This window comes from Limnothrix sp. FACHB-1083 (genome assembly GCF_014696485.1).
In the GTDB taxonomy this organism is placed as follows: domain Bacteria; phylum Cyanobacteriota; class Cyanobacteriia; order CACIAM-69d; family CACIAM-69d; genus CACIAM-69d.
In genome coordinates this window covers 20,028-38,947 of the sequence record NZ_JACJQD010000001.1, presented here as the reverse complement: position 1 = coordinate 38,947, position 18,920 = coordinate 20,028, and the positions used below count along the sequence as shown (strand labels likewise).

The 18,920-nt window shown below is 51.5% G+C and carries 15 protein-coding genes and 1 pseudogene; 12 read left to right on the top strand and 4 right to left on the bottom strand.

The window, feature by feature from the left end; genetic code table 11:
• Positions 1 to 239 precede the first annotated feature (239 nt).
• Positions 240 to 2,000 carry a glycosyltransferase family 39 protein gene (locus tag H6F46_RS00145; protein WP_190354710.1) on the bottom strand — a complete coding sequence of 587 codons (1,761 nt, stop codon included), beginning with the start codon at positions 1,998 to 2,000 and terminating at the stop codon, positions 240 to 242.
• A 771-nt stretch (positions 2,001 to 2,771) separates the two neighbouring features.
• A complete protein-coding gene (locus H6F46_RS00140) occupies positions 2,772 to 3,359 on the bottom strand; it encodes a hypothetical protein (RefSeq protein ID WP_190354709.1) in 588 nt (195 codons plus the stop codon).
• 565 nt (positions 3,360 to 3,924) lie between these two features.
• Between H6F46_RS00140 and H6F46_RS00135 the strand changes: the two genes are divergently transcribed.
• The 9 genes and pseudogenes from H6F46_RS00135 to H6F46_RS00095 all read left to right on the top strand — a co-directional run bounded on the left by H6F46_RS00135 (position 3,925) and on the right by H6F46_RS00095 (position 11,207).
• Positions 3,925 to 4,743 (top strand): YdcF family protein, encoded by an 819-nt coding sequence (locus H6F46_RS00135; RefSeq protein WP_190354834.1) that lies wholly within the window; start codon positions 3,925 to 3,927, stop codon positions 4,741 to 4,743.
• A gap of 183 nt (positions 4,744 to 4,926) precedes the next feature.
• Positions 4,927 to 5,208 (top strand): LuxR C-terminal-related transcriptional regulator, encoded by a 282-nt coding sequence (locus tag H6F46_RS00130; protein WP_099534603.1) that lies wholly within the window; start codon positions 4,927 to 4,929, stop codon positions 5,206 to 5,208.
• A gap of 265 nt (positions 5,209 to 5,473) precedes the next feature.
• Positions 5,474 to 6,967: a carotenoid oxygenase family protein gene (locus H6F46_RS00125; protein ID WP_190354708.1), complete on the top strand. Its 1,494-nt coding sequence runs from the start codon at positions 5,474 to 5,476 to the stop codon at positions 6,965 to 6,967.
• Positions 6,968 to 7,084: 117 nt separating this feature from the next.
• On the top strand, positions 7,085 to 7,354 hold the full coding sequence (locus tag H6F46_RS00120; protein WP_099534605.1) for a YciI family protein: 270 nt from the start codon (positions 7,085 to 7,087) through the stop codon (positions 7,352 to 7,354).
• 83 nt (positions 7,355 to 7,437) lie between these two features.
• A pseudogene (gene yidD, locus H6F46_RS19165) lies at positions 7,438 to 7,659 on the top strand (membrane protein insertion efficiency factor YidD); the annotation flags it as partial.
• Between the two features lie 409 nt (positions 7,660 to 8,068).
• The gene (locus tag H6F46_RS00110) at positions 8,069 to 8,434 is read left to right on the top strand and encodes a chemotaxis response regulator CheY (RefSeq protein ID WP_190354706.1); all 366 of its coding nucleotides are present in this window, start codon (positions 8,069 to 8,071) and stop codon (positions 8,432 to 8,434) included.
• Positions 8,435 to 8,575: 141 nt separating this feature from the next.
• Positions 8,576 to 9,199 (top strand): type I restriction endonuclease, encoded by a 624-nt coding sequence (locus tag H6F46_RS00105; RefSeq protein ID WP_190354705.1) that lies wholly within the window; start codon positions 8,576 to 8,578, stop codon positions 9,197 to 9,199.
• Positions 9,200 to 9,275: 76 nt separating this feature from the next.
• On the top strand, positions 9,276 to 9,884 hold the full coding sequence (locus H6F46_RS00100) for a Uma2 family endonuclease (RefSeq protein WP_190354704.1): 609 nt from the start codon (positions 9,276 to 9,278) through the stop codon (positions 9,882 to 9,884).
• A 261-nt stretch (positions 9,885 to 10,145) separates the two neighbouring features.
• Positions 10,146 to 11,207 carry a ParA family protein gene (locus H6F46_RS00095; protein WP_190354703.1) on the top strand — a complete coding sequence of 354 codons (1,062 nt, stop codon included), beginning with the start codon at positions 10,146 to 10,148 and terminating at the stop codon, positions 11,205 to 11,207.
• An 86-nt stretch (positions 11,208 to 11,293) separates the two neighbouring features.
• On the opposite strand, the gene H6F46_RS00090 is transcribed toward H6F46_RS00095, so the two are convergent.
• Positions 11,294 to 12,070 (bottom strand): hypothetical protein, encoded by a 777-nt coding sequence (locus H6F46_RS00090; RefSeq protein ID WP_190354702.1) that lies wholly within the window; start codon positions 12,068 to 12,070, stop codon positions 11,294 to 11,296.
• Between the two features lie 399 nt (positions 12,071 to 12,469).
• Between H6F46_RS00090 and ileS the strand changes: the two genes are divergently transcribed.
• Both ileS and H6F46_RS00080 read left to right on the top strand, forming a co-directional pair.
• On the top strand, positions 12,470 to 15,298 hold the full coding sequence (gene ileS, locus H6F46_RS00085) for an isoleucine--tRNA ligase (protein WP_242027728.1): 2,829 nt from the start codon (positions 12,470 to 12,472) through the stop codon (positions 15,296 to 15,298).
• 89 nt (positions 15,299 to 15,387) lie between these two features.
• A complete protein-coding gene (locus tag H6F46_RS00080) occupies positions 15,388 to 16,179 on the top strand; it encodes a hypothetical protein (RefSeq protein ID WP_190354700.1) in 792 nt (263 codons plus the stop codon).
• A gap of 1 nt (position 16,180) precedes the next feature.
• Here H6F46_RS00080 and H6F46_RS00075 read toward each other — a convergent pair whose 3' ends face one another.
• The gene (locus tag H6F46_RS00075; RefSeq protein ID WP_190354699.1) at positions 16,181 to 17,527 is read right to left on the bottom strand and encodes a DNA cytosine methyltransferase; all 1,347 of its coding nucleotides are present in this window, start codon (positions 17,525 to 17,527) and stop codon (positions 16,181 to 16,183) included.
• Positions 17,528 to 17,863: 336 nt separating this feature from the next.
• Between H6F46_RS00075 and prmC the strand changes: the two genes are divergently transcribed.
• Entirely contained in the window at positions 17,864 to 18,772 is a 909-nt protein-coding gene (gene prmC, locus H6F46_RS00070) for a peptide chain release factor N(5)-glutamine methyltransferase (RefSeq protein WP_099534616.1), read from the top strand.
• The last annotated feature ends 148 nt before the right edge of the window (positions 18,773 to 18,920 follow it).

Genomic DNA, 18,920 nt, shown 5'->3' with positions numbered 1-18,920 from the left:
AAATTTGTTCTAGCACTAATTCACCCCCTTGAGTCTAATTATCCTTCAAAATTCCTGATAACTAACTAGACAGGCGACACAGACCGAATCCGGTAAATTCCCCCTTAACCTGACGCAGCTGGGTTGGATCAATCCCAATGAATTTCGACTTGTCTGGATGAGTCGGAATGGATCGAGATTCATTGAGACTGATCGAGTTTGACTGCGCCCAATCGAGATTGGGTCAATCGAAGGCCTGTTCAAGGAAGCAGGGAATTGCGCTGCGCCGAATCCAGCCAAAGTTGAGCCTGTTTGTCCAGGGGAGATAGATAGGGATAGATGGTGCTGGTTTGAAATTGGCGATCGAACTGCCAGCCAGAACGCCGCAGTCGATCGCGCACCTCAAGGGAACTACGAAACAACAGAAGATCATAATTTGGGGGCACATTTACAGGTGACTGAGCATGTATAAATTGCATCACGACCCGAGAATTGAGGTGATAGCTGAGGGAGAACATGCGCGGCATGGTGTCGTAAGCAACAATCCAAGGTGATTCATAGCGCTCAATGACTTGAGCTAAGGGAGGAATTGCATAGCTCCCTTGTTTGTTCCACCAAGTATTGGCAGGCAAAATCATGGCGCAAGAACTGCCGCCCGCGATCAACAGGATAGCCAAAAGGCTATAGGCAATGAGCCGCCGATGAATGTAATGAATGTTCTGATCAATGTTCTGCTTGATGAACAAGAATTTGGATGAGTGATGAGCTTGCTGAGCAAGGCGATCGGGAATGGTATTTGGCAGCAACAGCGTTGACAAATAACCCGTGATGGTCAGTTGCAAGCCCAAATAGCAAGGTGCAAGGTAGCGAATAATGGCTGATCGAAATCCTCCTTGGCTGAGGTCTAAAATCACCAATGCCAAGCCCTGCGATCCCATCATTGCCCACAACAACAACCGACTCAATAGCGGTTGACGATAAGCCAAGTTCCAAAAACTAATGGCCACCAAAATGGCAATACCCAAGACAATTCCCTGCGCCGCGATCGGGTTGCTCAAAATCTGTCCTGTTGGCTCCCAATCTGCAAATGGTCGGGCCAAATTCAGCCACCAGTTATAAAGCAATGTGCTGAAAGGAACGGCTTGGGCAGTAAATCCGTTAGTGCGGGAAATGGTGCTGAGGTTTTGGAGAGTGGCAATGATCCAAGGCAAAAATAAAATGCCAGCACTGAGGGTACTGATTCCAAAGAATTGCCATTGCCTGGACAGGGGCGCTGGGGGGGAATTTGCTGGAGCAACTTGCTCAGTTATTGCGGATTGATTAGCCGCAGAAGATGATCGAGTGAGAGTAGATTGATCAGCCGGAACAGACTGACTCGATCGCCAGAGCCAATAGGCCGCAACCAAGCAATATCCCCCAGCAATTAAGACCGAAAACAGATGGGTATAGAGCAACAGGGTGAGCGATAAACTCCACCCAACCCAAGCCCAAACGCCACCCGTTCTGAGTGCCCGCAAAAGCAGCCAACCGGTGAGAGCAATCATGGCAGCCCAAAGGCCATACTCCCGCATTTCTTGGGCATAAAGTAAGTGAAATGGCGACAGGGAAACCATGGCCGCCGCAATCCAGCCAGCCAATTGACTACCAAATAATTCCACAGCAATGCCGGCCGATGCTGGGATGAGCAATAGGCTGCAAAGGGCTGCAAAAGCGCGTTTCGTGCCCAATTCACTGCCTAAAATTTGTTCCCAAATCCTGGCGAATACATAGAAAAAAGGGGGGTGTTGGGGGTCATCTTCCGCGAGCGATCGAATGGTGTCATTCATTGATCGCTGCTCATGGGGTTGCTGATAGGTGGCTTGCAGTTCAGCCACGGTGCGGGGGCGCTCATCCAGTAGTTCCCGGTTGACTTCCGCGAGGGTGTAGCCCGCAATCCGAAAGGAGGTGAATACTTCATCACCCCAATACACTTTGGTTTCGAGATGGCTAAATCGGAGAACAACCCCCACACCAACCAGCATGGCTAGAATCCACGCGAGCCAACGATTACCCCAAGGTTGTTTGCTTTGGGTCACGATCGTTTCTTGTGTCATTGATTTTGAATTTTCGTTAAGCAAAAACCACAAACAGGCGATCGCCCGATGAAATTTCAGGGAGATCTCCATTGCTTTTTAAGCTGACTTGTGATGCCTTTACTTGTGAATAGGTTGATTTGTGAATGAGTTGACTGATGAATCGCAGATATTCACCAAGGTATGGATAGAGATTGTCAAAATGATTTTTGACTGTGGAGGCTGTGTTTTACCGTCGGTAGCCTTGCATCTTATAACTTTCGGTTACCCATCGAATTATTTTTTGGAGCTTGTCATGGATTTCGAGGATCGATTATTCTAGATAATCAATTAAAAAATAAAAACTAATTGGTCTAAGTGTTAAGTTAAAAAAAGCACCCAAAAGACAAACGAGTTTACGGAGTTGCATCGGAAGTCCCAAGCAAGCGTAAACAAGGCAAATCCGGTAACAACGGGCACAATAATTCAAAAATTAATCCCAAAATTAATTCAAAAATTAATCTCACAGTTTTAGTGTTGATATCAGTATGGGTAATAGCGCTTGAAATTTAGGGAAGACAAGGGGTTGAAGCCCCTTGCCTCAATGGGGTTTTCCCGCAGGGTTGAGGATTTGAGCGATCGGGATTGATCGCCCCCAGACAAGTGCGACGATCGGGGCTAAACTTCCCCGCCGGTTGAGTGGCTAGCCGGATTTTCGATCGAAAACGCTTGGCCGTTGCCCTAGCGACCCGGTTGCATACCCACATGTTCGATCGCCCGCACGATCGCCCGCCGTTGCAAATCGTCATAGCCCCACCGTTCCAGGAAGTCAGCGAAGGGCCCGGTTTGCTCGGTGGCTGCGGTTCGGAGTTGGTGCAGCAGCTCTGTGATGGAAGGGCTGGCGGCTTTTGCCAGGAGGATCGGATGGGCGGCGAAATACTGATCCAGTTGCTGAAGCAGGTTGCCCGATCGGCGGCTGGTGCGGCGAGATTGGTCAGCCATGGCCCCATCGCCCGCTCGCTCGTGAATCACCACCATGGCCGCCGCCATGGCCAGATTTTTCACCAAAAGTTCCAACACTTGGTCTGGCGATTGAGCAAGGGTAACCACAAGGGCTTCCGGCGCAGGATCCACAATCGATCGCTCATCGGTCAAATAGACCACAAAAAATCCACGGGCCCCAGCCACATTGGCCACTAACTGAGCTGCCGCCGTTGCGAATTCTGTTGTTGCCCAGGATCCAGTAGCCCAGCGATCGAGCCATTCTTGCGTTAGCTCGATCGCCGCTTCAAAGGTTATCGGTTCCGGCAAGGTCATCGATGTTTGCATAGGATCCCATTTCAATTCATTGAGCCAATTCAGCAGACTAATTCTGAAAACCAATTAAAAGGGTAATCTTAATTACTCTGAGCGTGATTAAAACCAATCAAAAGCGATTGGCCGAAAATAATCGGCAATAATTATAGCTTGAATTTTACTGAGTTGACTGGCTTGGTTTTCATTTAATTTCTATTCAATGAATGGTTAAGCCCGTATTAAGTGCTTTGATCCATACGATCATGAACTGATTGATGTTTAATGGTTTTTGCTGAATTAATTAATGATTTCCTAAATATTTTTGACAATTTTGATGATAGATAACCGAAAATCTAATCTGAATCTTAAGTTTTGCCGAAAATCAATCCAAAATCAAGATTCAACTCGCTCCAGTAATTTTTGTGTTGAATTCCTGTTTAAGAATTGCTTTAAACTTTGTGCCAAACCTTTAAAAATTACTCATCGATTTCATTGTCTTATGCTGGCTTGGGAACTGAAATGGCAATTGACAAGCAAAGGCGAATTATGAATGATGAACTATGCTGTCGTCCTTGTTTTGCCCTTGCCATCGCCGCCCATGTTTTTGTTTTTATCGAAGTTGTTGCCACTGTTTTTTTATCCCCTGGGGCTAAGTTGCGCTCTGATGGTGGCGGCGTTGGTGTTGTTGTCAATGCGGCGCGGGCGTTGGGCGGCTTGGGCGGTGGCCTTGGCGCTGGTGATTTTGTGGACGGCGGCGAATGGGTGGGTGGCGGTGGCCCTGACCCGATCGCTGGAGTCGCGGGCCCTGGTGCTTCAGCAACAAACGGGCGGCTCCGGTGACCTGCCCCGGGCCGATGCGATTGTGGTTTTGGGTGGGGGCATTAAGTCCACGGAGCCACCTCGCCCTTGGATTGATCTGGCTGATGAGGGCGATCGCACCCTCTATGCGGTGAAGCTCTATCGCGATCGCAAGGCTCCGAAGCTGATTTTTAGCGGCGGTCGAATTGCTTGGCGGGGCGGGGGCAGTCAGCCGGAGTCGGCGGCCATGGCGGAGTTGGCGGGAGTAATGGGAGTTCCGAGCGAGGACATGTTGCAGGATCCCAACTCCTTGAACACGCGCCAAAATGCCGAAGAGGTGAAGAAGATTTTGGAGCGGGAACGGTTGCGGCGGGTGTTGTTGGTGACTTCAGCGATGCATATGCCGCGCTCGATCGCCATTTTCCGCAAGTTGGGAATTGAGGCGATCGCGGCTCCCACGGATTTTCTTTTTAGTGATCAAGATGAGCGTGAGCGGCGCAGTTCTCCAGAGGGAATTGCGTTGAATTTCTTGCCCGATGCGGATAATTTGCGGGCCACCACTCGGGCCATTAAAGAATATGTGGGGATGGTGGCTTACTGGTTGCGGGGCTGGATTTAGGGCCGCTGGGATCGATCGGCTCGTGCCCCATAGGCATGTTAAGAATCGTCAAGTACACTCATAGGGATCTGAGTTGCTGAAGCAACGGGGCGCTCGGCCCGGTTGTCGCTTCCCCAGGCCGCAAGCAACTGGGGGAAAATAAGTAAATATACGGATTCAACAAACGGAAAGTCTTACCGTCCCATGGATAACTGGATCTCCCTGTCCGATCGCGAACTGCAAATTGTTGAATTAGTGGCTGCTGGTTTAACCAACCAAGATATTGCGGAGCAGTTAGAGATCAGCAAGCGAACGGTTGATAACCACATCAGTAATATCTTGACCAAAACCAGAACCGAAAATCGGGTGGCTTTGGTGCGTTGGGCGTTGCAGTGGGGCAAGGTTTGCCTAGATCAGGTCAATTGCTGCACATTGCCCAACGTGCCGCCCGTGGAAGTGGAAAACGATCGCGCAACGGCTTCCTAGGGCGTGTCATCAAATGAAGCTGGAACGACTAATTTTCCTAGCTCAACCACCCTAAACAAGGGGCTTAAGCCCCTTGCTCCCCACGATCTCGCAACGCAAGAATCAGGGTTTCGGGGATTTGATGACAGCTCCTAGGAACAGCCGACGATGACTCTTCAGATTCATGCCAGTTCATGTCAGCTCGCCCCAGGTCATCCCAGATTGACGTAGGGCCGCGCTGAACCGCGAAACACAGGCCATCATTCGTCAGGAGATTGCGAAATTAATGGTTTTAGCAACAGAGCAAGCTCAGACGAGTCGCGATCCTCAATGGTTGCCGGCCGTGCAGCGACCGGCGATCGAATTTCCGCTCACGCCCTTGACGGTGACCGCTGGGGCAATTCCCGAAAATTTGCAAGGCACGCTTTACCGCAACGGGCCGGGCCGGATAGTGCGATCGGGACAGCCCACGGGCCATTGGTTTGATGGAGATGGGGCGGTGTTGGCGGTGCATTTTGGCCGATCGCCCGATCAACCCCAAGGCCCACCCCAGGCCCGAGCCACCTATCGGATGGTGCAAACGGCGGCCTACGAGCAGGAAGAAGCGGCCGATCGATGGTTGTTTGCCAATTACGGGCAACTGGCTCCAAAACCTTGGTGGCAACGGGTGGGGCGCGATCTCAAAAATGCGGCCAATACTTCCGTTTTGCCCTTGGGCGATCGGCTCCTGGCCCTGTGGGAAGGGGGTTGGCCCCATGCGCTGGATTTAGACAACTTGACCACGATCGGCCCCGATTCCTTGGATGGGGTGCTGAAGCCGGGTCAGGCCTTCTCTGCTCACCCCAAGGTGGATCCAGCCACGGGCGAAATCTATAACTTTGGAGTGTTGCCGGGCCCCCGTCCCAAGCTGAACTTGCTGCGGTTCGATCGCGTCGGTCGCCTCCTGGCCCAACGCCAACTGCCCCTGCAATCCCTGCCCTTAATCCATGATTGTGTGTTGGCGGGGCCCTATCTGATCTTTTGCATTCCGCCCTTGAGTTTGGAACTGTTGCCAGCGCTGTTGAACTTCAAATGTTTCAGTGACGCGATGAAGTGGCAGGGCGATCGGCCCACGCAAGTTTGGTTTGTTGATCGCGAAACCCTGACCCTCGCCGCCACCATTGAAGCGGAACCTTGGTTTCAGTGGCACTTTGGCAACGGTTGGCAGAATCCCGATCGCTCCGTCAGCCTGACCATGGCGCGTTACCCAAACTTTGCCACCAACCAACACCTGAAGGAAGCGGCCAGCGGCAAAATCAACACCCTTGCAACATCCCAATACGTGGAATTGCGGTTCGATCTCCAGCGGCGGCAATTGCTGGATCAACGGATTCTGTTCGATCGCCATTCGGACTTTCCGACCGTGGCCCCCAGCGAAGTTGGCTCCCCCAACCGCTACAGCTACTTTTCGGCCCATCGACCCGACCTCGATCGCCCCGCCGCTTTCAAACAGGAACAATTCGGCACGATCGCCCGCCACGATGCCCAAACCGATCACATCACCTATGCCAGCCTAGAACCGGGGTGCTATCCTTCGGAGCCGTTGTTTGTGGCCGACCCGTCCGGCGACGGGCGATCGGGTTGGATCCTGAGCGTGGTCTATGATGGCAACCGGGATTGCAGCGACCTGCGCATCTGGCAGAGCGATCGGCTAGATGATGTCCCGATCGCCCGCTTAGCCTTCCCCCACCCGATTAACCTCGGATTCCATGGAGTTTGGCATCCCAAATCCACTTCCTAAGTTGCCTGAAGGCGGTGGCTGAAAGGAGCCACGTTCAGCCACCGCTTTCATGCTTGCTTTTGCTTTTCCCTGCAATCGGCAGCCCCAAAAAACCTAATTCATCACAACTCTTGAACCATGGCTAAATACATTTTGTTTGGCAGCTACTGTGAAGATGCTCTCGAAAAACGCACCCCCTATCGACAGGCGCACCTAGACGGCTTAGCCAAACAAAAAGCAGAAGGCATTTTGATCACCCTAGGCCCCACCAAAGACAACAGCAAAGTATTTGGCATCTATGAAGCAGACAGCGAAGAAATCGTTCGTCAGCTCATCGAAGCCGATCCCTATTGGGAAAACGGTATTTGGACAGAATACGAAATCAAAGAATGGATTCAAGCCTTCTAAAAAAGATGCCTGAGAGGATATCTCAAAAGCCTAAACAGCTACCAAACGGGTTTTACCAAACAGGTTTTACCAACCATATTTCCCTGTTGCGATCGCTCCCTGGCCGACTGGCAATCGGGCTGGTGCGTCTTTACCAAGTCCTGTTATCGCCCCTGTTGGGCCCCAACTGCCGCTATTACCCCACCTGCTCCCACTACGCGATCGGGGCGATTCAGCGATTTGGCCTGGGGCGCGGGGGCTGGTTAGCCTTGGCCCGCATCCTGCGCTGCCATCCCTTCCAACCGGGAGGCTATGACCCCTTGCCGGAAACCTGGTCTTGGCGGGCGGCCCTGGGCCCCGGCGCGATCGACTCCGATACAATGGCCGGCCGGCCCCATCCCCTTTGGGCCAAATATCAGCGATCGGGCAACCAGTCGATCGCCTCTGTGGCGATCGAAACCGAGGGCATTGAACCAGTTAATTTAGCCAATTCGGAAGTGGCAAATTCAGAAACAATCCAGCCAAAAGATTGAAATCTAAAAGATTGATATCCAAAAAATTAAAAAACATAAACTAATTTTGAGTCTCGATATTTTTAGCCGCATTAACCAATCCAATCTATTAAGATTCATTCATTGTCGCGGCCATCACGGTCAAATTTGCCAAGCGCTGCATTTTTCGCCCAAGTATAAACCTGATGGCTCACCATCTCTTCACCCATAGGAGCAACAGAAGATGAAAGTTCTAGTCGTTGATGACTACGCCACCATGCGCCGAATCATCAGGAATTTGCTGAGGCAGATTGGTTATGACGATATTGAAGAAGCGGGTGATGGTGTTAGCGCCCTTCAGAAGCTGCGAGAGAGCAAGTTTGGGCTGATTATTGCAGACTGGAACATGGAGCCAATGACGGGGCTGCAACTGTTGAAAGAAGTGCGAGCTAACAGCAAGCTAAGCACCACACCTTTCATCATGGTGACGGCAGAATCCAAAACGGAGAATGTGATTGCTGCCAAGGAAGCCGGTGTTAACAACTACATTGTTAAGCCCTTCAATGCCGAGACGCTGAAGCAAAAAATTCAGGCTGTTTTGGGATGCTAGTTTGCTCCCGGTCAACTCCTAACGGTTAGTCATTGGGACAATTCATCCGGCGATCGCTCGTGAAACTCAACCAAATCTGGGCGATCGGCTTTGGTTACCAGAACGATGCTGCCACACTAACAATTCCTAACGGTTGATTTCATGCCGATCGCGGTTACTGATGCCATCACAAGTCTGGCGGTTGCAGAACAAACCCTGGCGTTGGCGCGTTGGGAAGAGGGCGGCGATTTCTTCACGGAATGGCGCGATCGTTTACCGCCACTGTCGGAGAGCGATCGCGCGGCCTTGGCGCAATTGCGACGACGATATCTCTATCAGCGATCGGCTGGGCAACTTTTGGAAGGAACGGTGAATTTGTTGCTCACTTCGCCCCTGTTGGCGATCGCGGGTTTTTACGATCCACCGTTTCAAATTTGTGCGGAACCCTCGGTGGAATTGGCGATCGGGGATGGGGATGAAATCCTGCAAGGTCGTTTGGATGTGTTGGTCTTGCGCGATCGTCTTTGGATCGTGGTGATTGAGTCCAAAAAAACGGCTCTTTCGGTGTGGACAGCTTTGCCCCAGTCATTGGCTTATTTGGCAGCGAATCCTGATCCCGATCGCCCCAGCTTTGGTTTTGTCACCAATGGGGATGAAATGTTTTTCGTGAAATTGCAACAGCAACCGCGTCGTTGTTACGATCTTTCGCGACTTTTTTCGCCCCTAACTTCCCTGGAGGAATTGGCGATCGCAACTCAAATTCTGCGCAATCTCGGCAATCAATAATGCCGACCGGCAGCCTCTCGATCGCCTTGCTAAACTAAGCATTAACCTAAAGTTCCCGTTTCCCTCGGGTTTCGCTATGGTTGCGTCAACCCCATCCGCTCCGAGCCTTCCACCATCGCAGGCCGATCGCCTGTCGTTGGCTGATTATTGGCAACAGGAAGCGATCGCCGAGCAACGGCATGAATATCACGATGGAATTCGAGTGGCGATCGCGGGCGGATCAGAGGCCCATAGCAAAATCGCGGTGAACCTGGTGGCGTTTCTGCATTTTGCGCTGCGGGATACGGATTGGCAGGTGTATAACAGCGATTTGCGGGTTTGGATTCCTGACTATCGCTGCTGCACTTATACGGATGGGATGGTGGTACGGGGGGAGCCAGAATTTCACGGCGATCGCAATGATGAAATTCTGAATCCTAGTTTGATTGTGGAAGTGTTGTCGCCTTCAACGGAGCGGTACGATCGGGGCGAAAAATTCCGCAAATATCGATCGCTCCCCAGCTTCCAAGATTACTTGTTGATTAGTGCTGAGGAACCCTACATCGAGCACTATTGCAAAACTGATGCGGTGGCTTGGACGTTCACCAGCTACGGGGAAATCGATGCGGCTCTCTGGTTAAGCAATCTGCAACTCTCGATTCCCTTAGCTGAAATCTACCGACGGGTAAACTTCCTGATCGCGTGATATTCAGCCGAAGCAACGTTGATTCGCATCGTTCGCATCGTTCCCGCGCTCTGCGTGGGAATGCATCCCAGACGCTCTGCGTCTCATTATCTATCCACGGTCTCGAAGGGACGCAGAGCGTCCATCTCACATTCCCACGCAAAGCCTGGAAACGATATACAACAGTTATAAGGTGGGTAACTCGTCTAAAAATTAGCAGTCGAATTTTGACACCTAAGAGTTGACAATGTTATAATTATGGCAGTTTTTGAGTGAAATTTCATGCAATCACAAAATAAAAGCTACGTCATCTGGAATAACAAGGGTGGAGTTGGCAAAAGCACGATTACCTTTCACATTGCTTCAACATATGCTGAAAAGAATCCTGATCGTAACGTTGTAGTTATAGACATGTGCCCTCAAGCAAACTCATCGATGATGCTTTTAGGAGGAGGCCGAAAAGCAGAATCAAGATTGCAAAGCCTTATGGGACTAGAAGCACCTAAAACAATTGTTGGCTACATCACTGATACTCTTATAAAATCAGATTCTATCAATTTAGAAAATTATCTATCTAATGTAAATTCAGAAAATGATCAAATCTCCGAGAATTTGTTCCTACTGACAGGGGATGGCAACCTTGAGCTTATTGCTCCGCTGCTATCTACGCGTGCCAATATTGAGCCTTTATCTAGTAACGACTCTCCTTGGATTGAGGTGCATACCATCATTAAAAAACTAACGCAGAAGCCTCTCTTTAATAGAAAGACTACATTTTTCATCGACACAAATCCTAGCTTTGCAATATATACGCAGATGGCGATTCTAGGGGGCGAGAGGCTAATCGTTCCTATCAATGCTGATGACTCTTCAATTTACGCAATCACAGGACTTTTTAGCTTGATTTGGGGGAGTAAGAAGAAGCATCCCGTTTATGGAAAGTATACTTTTGCATCCAAGGTTGACCAATATGGATTGACCCGACCCAAGATTGCTGTTCTTGTTGGTAATAGATTTACGCAAAGATCGGGTGCTGCTCGTGCATTCAAAGCTGTATCCCAGGAAGCTGTTCGTCACATGTTTCAAGAATTTTCAGAAAATCCAAATAGATTTCTGAATCATGAAGATGTTCTCAAAAGTCATGAGGCCTTCGAGAAAACTTACAGTATTGAGCTGCGAGACTTTAATAGTGCTGGTGTTGTTTCTGCAAATCAAGGACTTCCCTTAAGTAAAATGCAAAACTGTCGTCGGTACACTGTTTACAGCGCAAAAGATATACACGTTTCTGATGACCAACGAAAATGTTGCTTGGAGGTAATTGAAAGTCTGGTGGAAAGACTTTAGCTGTGTAGGTTGGGTTGAGGCACGAAACCCAACATCAGCGAGGTTCGCATTGTTGCGTTGGGTTTCACAAGGCTCAACCCAACCTACTAGCTCATCAATTTGCAAAGCTCTTGTGGCGTTACAAATTTAACTTGATATTTAGATTGCAACCAGAGCTTGTTCTTTGGAGAAAGGATGGATGCACTACCAGCACCTTTTCCCTGATCTAGCGTGCAAAACAAGTTATTTCCAAATGCTATATGAGCTGCAACAGAATCTCCATCAGCCCATTCGGCAACGGCTTTTATAATCCGTGAACGTTCCGACTCTGGTGCATTCCCCAAGCCATTAAGCCATGTTTGATTCTCTTCTTTATATTTTTCTCCTATTGCCCTAGCCCAGGAACTGCCAAGACCACGAGCTTCTAAATCATTGACGATACTTGAAAATACTTCATCTACCGTCAAGTTTAGTTGAGCATATAAATCAGGAGGTACATCTGTATTTATAATTTTTCCGATTCGAGGGCATTCCATAATTTCAAATCCCAAATTCCGAGCATCTTCCAGATAAAGTCTTAAATACTCATTATTTCGAATATGAGCTGATGGATCGGAGAATATCAAAAAAGAGAAGGTAATTGTTTCCTCGTCTTCTATTTCTGATAGCAACTCAAGACCAAGCTTGACCTGACTCAGGAAATAGGGTCTGTCTTTTCGCTTAATTGCTTCATAAGTAAAGATTGTTTCTGATAGCCTTCCTTTCAAGGAGCCACTTCTTATCAGGGAGTGGATTTTATTGTATAGATTCAATTGCGGATCTTCAGGAGATTTTTCTGGTGAAACTACTTGTTGCCATACATTAGAGTCAAATGTAATCAACATCTTTCTAGTTAATTATTATTTCCAAGTGTGGATTTTCAGGCAAAGCGAAGCGTGCTGATGTACGTTCAGGTGAAGAAAACTAATAGACTCAACGTGGCTCATGATTTGGCTCGCGATCGTCACAAACCCGATCCATCGTGCCCGCCAAATTTGCCCGCAGCGCCGAGTAGCTGATTGCATCCATCGCCCCACCCCCGATCGCCCAGCCAACAAAACCTCACAAACCATTATACCGATCCTGAATTTCAGCCACCCCGCCAGCCCGGCCGTCAGCCGGTAGAATCTTAGGGACTGCAACCCTTTGATGACGCAAGCGACACCGCCGTGACTGCCGACAAAACTGCCAAGGCCGAAAGCCAATATAAGGACACCGTTAACCTGCCCCAGACCGCCTTCGACATGCGGGCCAACGCCAGCAAGCGCGAACCGGAAATTCAGGCCTTTTGGGCAGAAGCCAACATTTACGAAACCTTGGCAGCAGGCAACCCCGGCGAAACCTTCACCCTGCACGACGGCCCACCCTACGCCAACGGGTCGCTGCACATGGGCCACGCCCTCAACAAAACCCTGAAGGACATCATCAACCGCTACCAACTGCTGCGCGGCCGCAAAGGGCGCTACATCCCCGGTTGGGACTGCCACGGCCTGCCGATCGAACTGAAAGTGCTGCAATCCCTGGGCAAAGACGAACGCGCCGGCCTCACCCCGATCGCCCTGCGCCAAAAAGCCAAAGCCTACGCCCTCGAACAGGTCGAGATCCAAAAAGCCCAATTCATGCGCCTGGGCGTGTGGGGCGACTGGGACAATCCCTACCTAACCCTGAAGCCAGAATACGAGGCGGCGCAACTGGAAGTCTTTGGCGAAATGTTCACCAAGGGCTACATCTATCGCGGTCTGAAGCCGGTGCACTGGAGTCCCAGTTCCCAAACGGCCTTGGCGGAAGCGGAGTTGGAATATCCCGAGGGGCACATTTCCCAGTCGATTTATGCGGCGTTTCGGGTGACGGAACTGAGCGCGGCGGCTCAATCGGTGCTGGGCGAGTTTGCGGCGGACTTGGGCGTGGCGATTTGGACCACGACCCCTTGGACGATTCCCGGCAACTTGGGCGTGGCCGTGAATGGGGCCTTGGATTACGCGGTGGTGGATACGACCGGGGAACTGGCGGGCCTGCCGCGCTATCTGGTGGTGGCCAAGGACTTGGCGGAGTCGCTGGCGACCATCTTGGGGGCAGCCCTGACGGTGCGAGCTACGTTCAAGGGTGCGCTGTTGGAGCATTGCCAGTACAAGCATCCGCTGTTCGATCGCACTTCACCCGTGGTGATCGGCGGCGAATACATCACCACGGAATCGGGGACAGGGCTGGTGCATACGGCTCCCGGCCATGGTCAGGAGGACTTCATTACCGGTCAAAAGTACGGGTTGGGCGTGCTGTCGCCCGTGGACGATCGGGGGAATTTCACCGAGGAAGCGGGCCCCTTCGCCGGGTTGAACGTGCTGAAGGATGCCAACGACGCGGTAATCGCCGCCCTGACCGAGGCGGGATCGCTGCTGAAGCGGGAACCCTACGCTCACAAATATCCCTACGATTGGCGGACGAAGAAGCCGACGATCTTCCGGGCCACGGAGCAGTGGTTTGCCTCGGTGGATGGCTTCCGGGAGGCGGCCATGGCGGCGATCGGGGAGGTGCGTTGGATTCCGGTCACGGGCCAAAACCGGATCGAGTCGATGGTGGGCGAGCGATCGGACTGGTGCATTTCCCGCCAGCGCAGTTGGGGCGTGCCGATTCCGGCGTTCTTCGACGCGGAAACCGGCGAGGTGCTGATGAACGCCGAGACGATCGCCCATGTGCGCGACATTTTCGCCCAGCGCGGCTCCGATGCCTGGTGGGAACTGTCCGTAGCGGAACTGCTGCCGGAACCCTACCGCAGCAACGGCCGCACCTACACCAAGGGCACGGACACGATGGATGTGTGGTTCGACTCCGGCTCCTCCTGGGCGGCGGTGGCCAAACAGCGCGGCCTGGGCTACCCGGTCGATCTCTACCTGGAAGGCTCCGACCAACACCGGGGTTGGTTCCAATCAAGCCTGCTCACCAGCGTCGCCAACTCCGGCCATGCGCCCTATAAAACCGTGTTGACCCACGGGTTTACGCTCGATGAACAGGGCCGCAAAATGAGCAAATCCCTGGGCAACATCATCGACCCGCTGGAAATCATCAACGGCGGCAAAGACCAAAAACAAAACCCGCCCTACGGCGCGGATGTGCTGCGGTTGTGGGTGTCGTCGGTGGACTATTCCTCCGATGTGCCGATCGGAAAAACGATCCTGAAACAGATGGCCGATGTGTACCGCAAGATTCGGAATACGGCGCGGTTCCTGTTAGGTAATCTGCACGATTTCGACCCGGCAACGGATGCGGTTCCCTACGATCAACTGCCGGAACTCGATCGCTATTTGCTGCATCGAATCTCGGAAGTGTTTGGCGAAATTACGGAAGCCTTCGACAGTTTCCAATTCTTCAAGTTCTTCCAAACGGTGCAGAATTTCTGCGTGGTCGATCTGTCGAATTTCTATCTGGATATCGCCAAAGATCGGCTCTACATCAGTGCTCCGGCCGCCTTCCGTCGCCGCAGTTGCCAAACGGTCTTGGCGATCGCCCTGGAAAACCTGGCCAAGGCGATCGCCCCGGTGCTCTGCCACATGGCCGAAGACATCTGGCAAGCGATTCCCTACGCCAAATCCCATCAATCGGTATTCCAGGCCGGTTGGACGGCGATCGATCCCGCCTGGTCGCAACCCGCCCTTGCAGAAAAGTGGCAGAATCTGCGCCAAATCCGCATGGAAACCAACAAGGTCTTGGAAGCGGCCCGCAAGGACGGGGCGATCGGGGCGAGCCTGGAAGCCAAGTTGCTGCTCTATGTGGCCGATGATTCCCTGCGCGATCAACTGTCAAAATTCAACCCGGCTTCTTCCCTGGGCGATGACACCAACGGGGTCGATGAATTGCGCTATTTGTTCATCACCTCCCAGGTGGAATTGCTGGATGGAGTCGATCGGCTCCAGGGCTTGAAATACAGTTTTGAATCGGAACCGCTGGGCGTGGGCGTGGTGGATGCCGAGGGTCACAAGTGCGATCGCTGCTGGAACTATTCGCCCTCGGTCGGCACGATTGAGGCACATCCCTTGGCCTGCGATCGCTGCGTTTCGGCCTTGGCGGGCACTTTTTAAAGCTGGCGAAATTGCGGGCGCACCGATGTGCGCCCCTCCCTGGAATATGCTGAATGATTCTGCTCTGCTAATCATCTCGGCCGGACTTTATGAATGATTTGAAAATAGATGACTTGCGATTACTCTCCTTGGGCGATCGGGCAGCGTTAATTGATGCCTATACCAAGTCAATAACAGTTCCTCTACAAATCAAGCCGAGTTTGCAAACGGCCTATCAGCGAGCAACTGCCATCAAGCCGCTATTGCTGGACTATTGCCGCGAACAAATTACAGCCGATCAGCAAGGCAACTCTGTACTCGATCGCCAAAACCAATCAGAGGCGATCGCCCAAAAATGTCATGCATTTGCCCAGCAATTTATCGACTCAATCCCGTCCCTAGTGCGATCGCCTCGCCAAGCCGCTGAAAACCCCAGAAATCTCTATGAACTCTGTGGTGCAACACTCTTTACTGCTAGTAATGCAATTTCTCGCAGTTTAAGCACCAAAATGGGTCAACTATGGGAAGATTTGGCTAAAATCAGTCCTTATGCCATCAGCCCAGAAAAAGACTTTGGGATCAAAATCACAGGAATAGACATCATTATTTTTGAGGTGGGCCACACCAACCCGATCTTCACACAACTCAAAACGACACCTGGCACATTAACCGGTAGCCAAAAGCCCAGATCTCAGGAAGAGTTAGCTATTCATGAATTTTCCTTATTTGCTGCTGCATTCTGTTTAGGGACTTGGAACTTTTCTAGTCCCACAATTCCTCGGGCTTGCGGTCAGGAGTTTTGGTCAAAGATTGGGATTGAGTATGGTCTAGTTGAAGACAGCGTAAAAACCATGATTTTGAATATTGAAGTGGCTTATCTCGCTTTTCAAAGTGAGCAATAGATCAAAAGATATCTAAGCAAAGCTGCTGTGATTTGTCATGATCATGTTCAGGCTGTTCTGAGTTGCCAACCACGTCGGCCCACCAGCTCACGTCATCGGTTTTAGAGTAACGAGAGTAGGGAAAGTCAGGATATTTGGTTTCTGTTTGACCATCGAGATAGTCCAGCAACATTTGACCGATCGCCTTCCCTAGCGAACAGGGAACCGCATTACCAATTTGGCGATAGCGATCGAGCAATCCACCGGCAATTGTCCAATCATCTGGGAATTCCTGTAAGCGTTTATACTCTTGAACACTTAAGGGACGATCTTCCTCAGGATGCGCTAAATCGGTAGCTGGCATCGCTGGATGAGTCACGATCGTGGGTGATGGTTTATCCCAGGCCAGACGGCGATAAAAACCTGTTTTTCCGCCCACTGCTTGATAGGAACCGCCAAGGGCCTCCGCGTGTAATTCTGGTGGTAAATCTCGCCAATATTGTCCGGCTTTTAACAGGCGATAATATTTCAAGCGCTTTTCAGGGAATTTCACAAATTCATGACCTTCGGTGGGTAAGCCCGCTAAGGCATCCTGTAGCGTGCGCCAGCGCGGCAAATTATAAAGCCCTGTTTCAGAATGGGTTGGTGTTAAATAGGGCAATTTCTGCCCATCACGACTGCAAGCAATTACCACCCGCTCTCGTTGTTGAGGAGAGCCAAAATTAGCAGCATTGTATAGATTGAATGAAACACTATAGCCAGCAGATTTAATTTTTTGAATGATATGCACTAGGGCACTACCGCGTTTTTCCTCTGGATTCAGAGGTGGTGCATGTTTGCCACGCAGGTGCATGGGGCGGTGCTGGAGAGTTGCTGATAGCAATCCTCGGACGTTTTCTAGGACGAAAAAACGAGGATTTAATTCAATCACCAAATCAATAAATAATAAAAAAACATTGCCGCGATCATCATTAAAGCTCTGCCGTTTGCCAGCACTGCTGAAAGCTTGGCAAGGTGGCCCACCAACGACTAAATCAAGATCCTGATTGGCTTTTAGCTTGGCTAGGGATCGAATTTCGGGGGCTGTGTAATCTCTCACGTCGCCCAATAGGGGTAGGTGGGGACGGTTCAGTTGAATAGTTTGTCGAGCGGCTGGATCAATCTCTGATGCGAGTAACACTTCAATACCCGCTTTTTCGAGACCTAAATCGAGGCCCATACACCCTGAAAAAAAACTTAAAGCTTGAATCATATGAAAGCTATTAACAGCTATTAATTGATGGTGACGGTAAGGAATTTGGGCTAACAGCACTCGCTGATAATAACTAAGGATTGGGCATTGCACTTGCCAGATCTCTGACTTTGCCATGATATGAAATTCCTTGCAAAAATCAAAAGATCTGAGGATAAAGATCTGGGAATAGTGTTGAAATTCAAAAATTCCCCCCGCACCTGAGACACTCTGGGGGGCGATCGCTGCGTTTCGGCCTTAGCGGGTGTGTTTTAGCCGAAATCATCCCTGAAATGGATTGCCGATCGCCTGAGTGGGTGCTCGGGCCGATGGTTGCCGTTGATTTTTGGGTGGGTTCCATGGGCACAATTTGTGGCCCGGTCATTGCGAGAAGGGCCATGAAGCGGTACAAAGCGATCGCAGCGGGGCACTGTTCACTCGGGGCTTTGTGGCAATTGCGGAGCGGTGTGATCCATGACAGCGGATTTTTGGACTTGGTATGCGCAAGCGCGCCGCCAAGCATCGGAGCAGCAAGTGCCCATTGGGGAACTGGATTGGCTCTTGGTTGAATGGGCCGGGGTCGATCGGCTGCGGCTGCGGCTCCAGGTGGGCGATTTGCCTTCGGGAATCGACCTAGAACGCCTGGATCAATTGTGGCAACGGCGATTGATCGATCGCGTACCGGTGCAGTACCTGGCTGGGGTGGTGGGCTGGCGCAATTTTCGGCTGCAGGTGTCTCCCGGGGTGCTGATTCCTCGGCCCGAGACGGAGTTAATTGTGGACTTGGCTTGGGAGCTGACGGCGACGAATGCCCTCTTGCGGCGGGGGGTTTGGGCGGATTTGGGAACGGGGAGCGGGGCGATCGCCCTGGCGCTGGCGGAAGCCATGCCGGAGGCAACGATTTGGGCGGTGGATCGATCGACAGCGGCGCTGGAAATTGCCCATCTCAACGCCATGCACACAGGGCTGGATCACCGAATTCACCTCGCGTTGGGGAACTGGTTTGAACCCCTGACAGATCTGGCGGGCCACCTGGCGGGGATGGTTTCCAATCCGCCCTATATCCCGAGTGCGGAAGTGCCTGCGTTGCAGCCGGAAGTTGCTGACCATGAACCCCATGGGGCGCTCGATGGGGGATCCGATGGCCTCGATTGCTTGCGCCATTTGGTGAAGACAGCTCCGGCCTATCTCCGACCGGGTGGCGTTTGGTTGGTGGAGGTGATGGCTGGGCAGGCTCCGACGGTGATGGAACTGTTGTGGGCCAAGGGGTCTTATCAGGAGATTACGGCCCATCGGGATTTGGCGGGGATTGATCGATTTGTTTCGGCTAGATACCAACCGCTGCGTCGCCCGCTCTCTGTGGAAATCGCCCCCACCGCGTGATAATAGGAAGGTTATCTGAACGGGCTTTGGCCCTGGGTTGCCTGAGCGATTTCTAAGGGGCGATCGGGATGGCGATCGGGACTGGGATGGGTGCTTGATCGGGTGGTTGCGCTGGAATCAGTGCCGCCTCCAGAAAGAGCCGAATCCA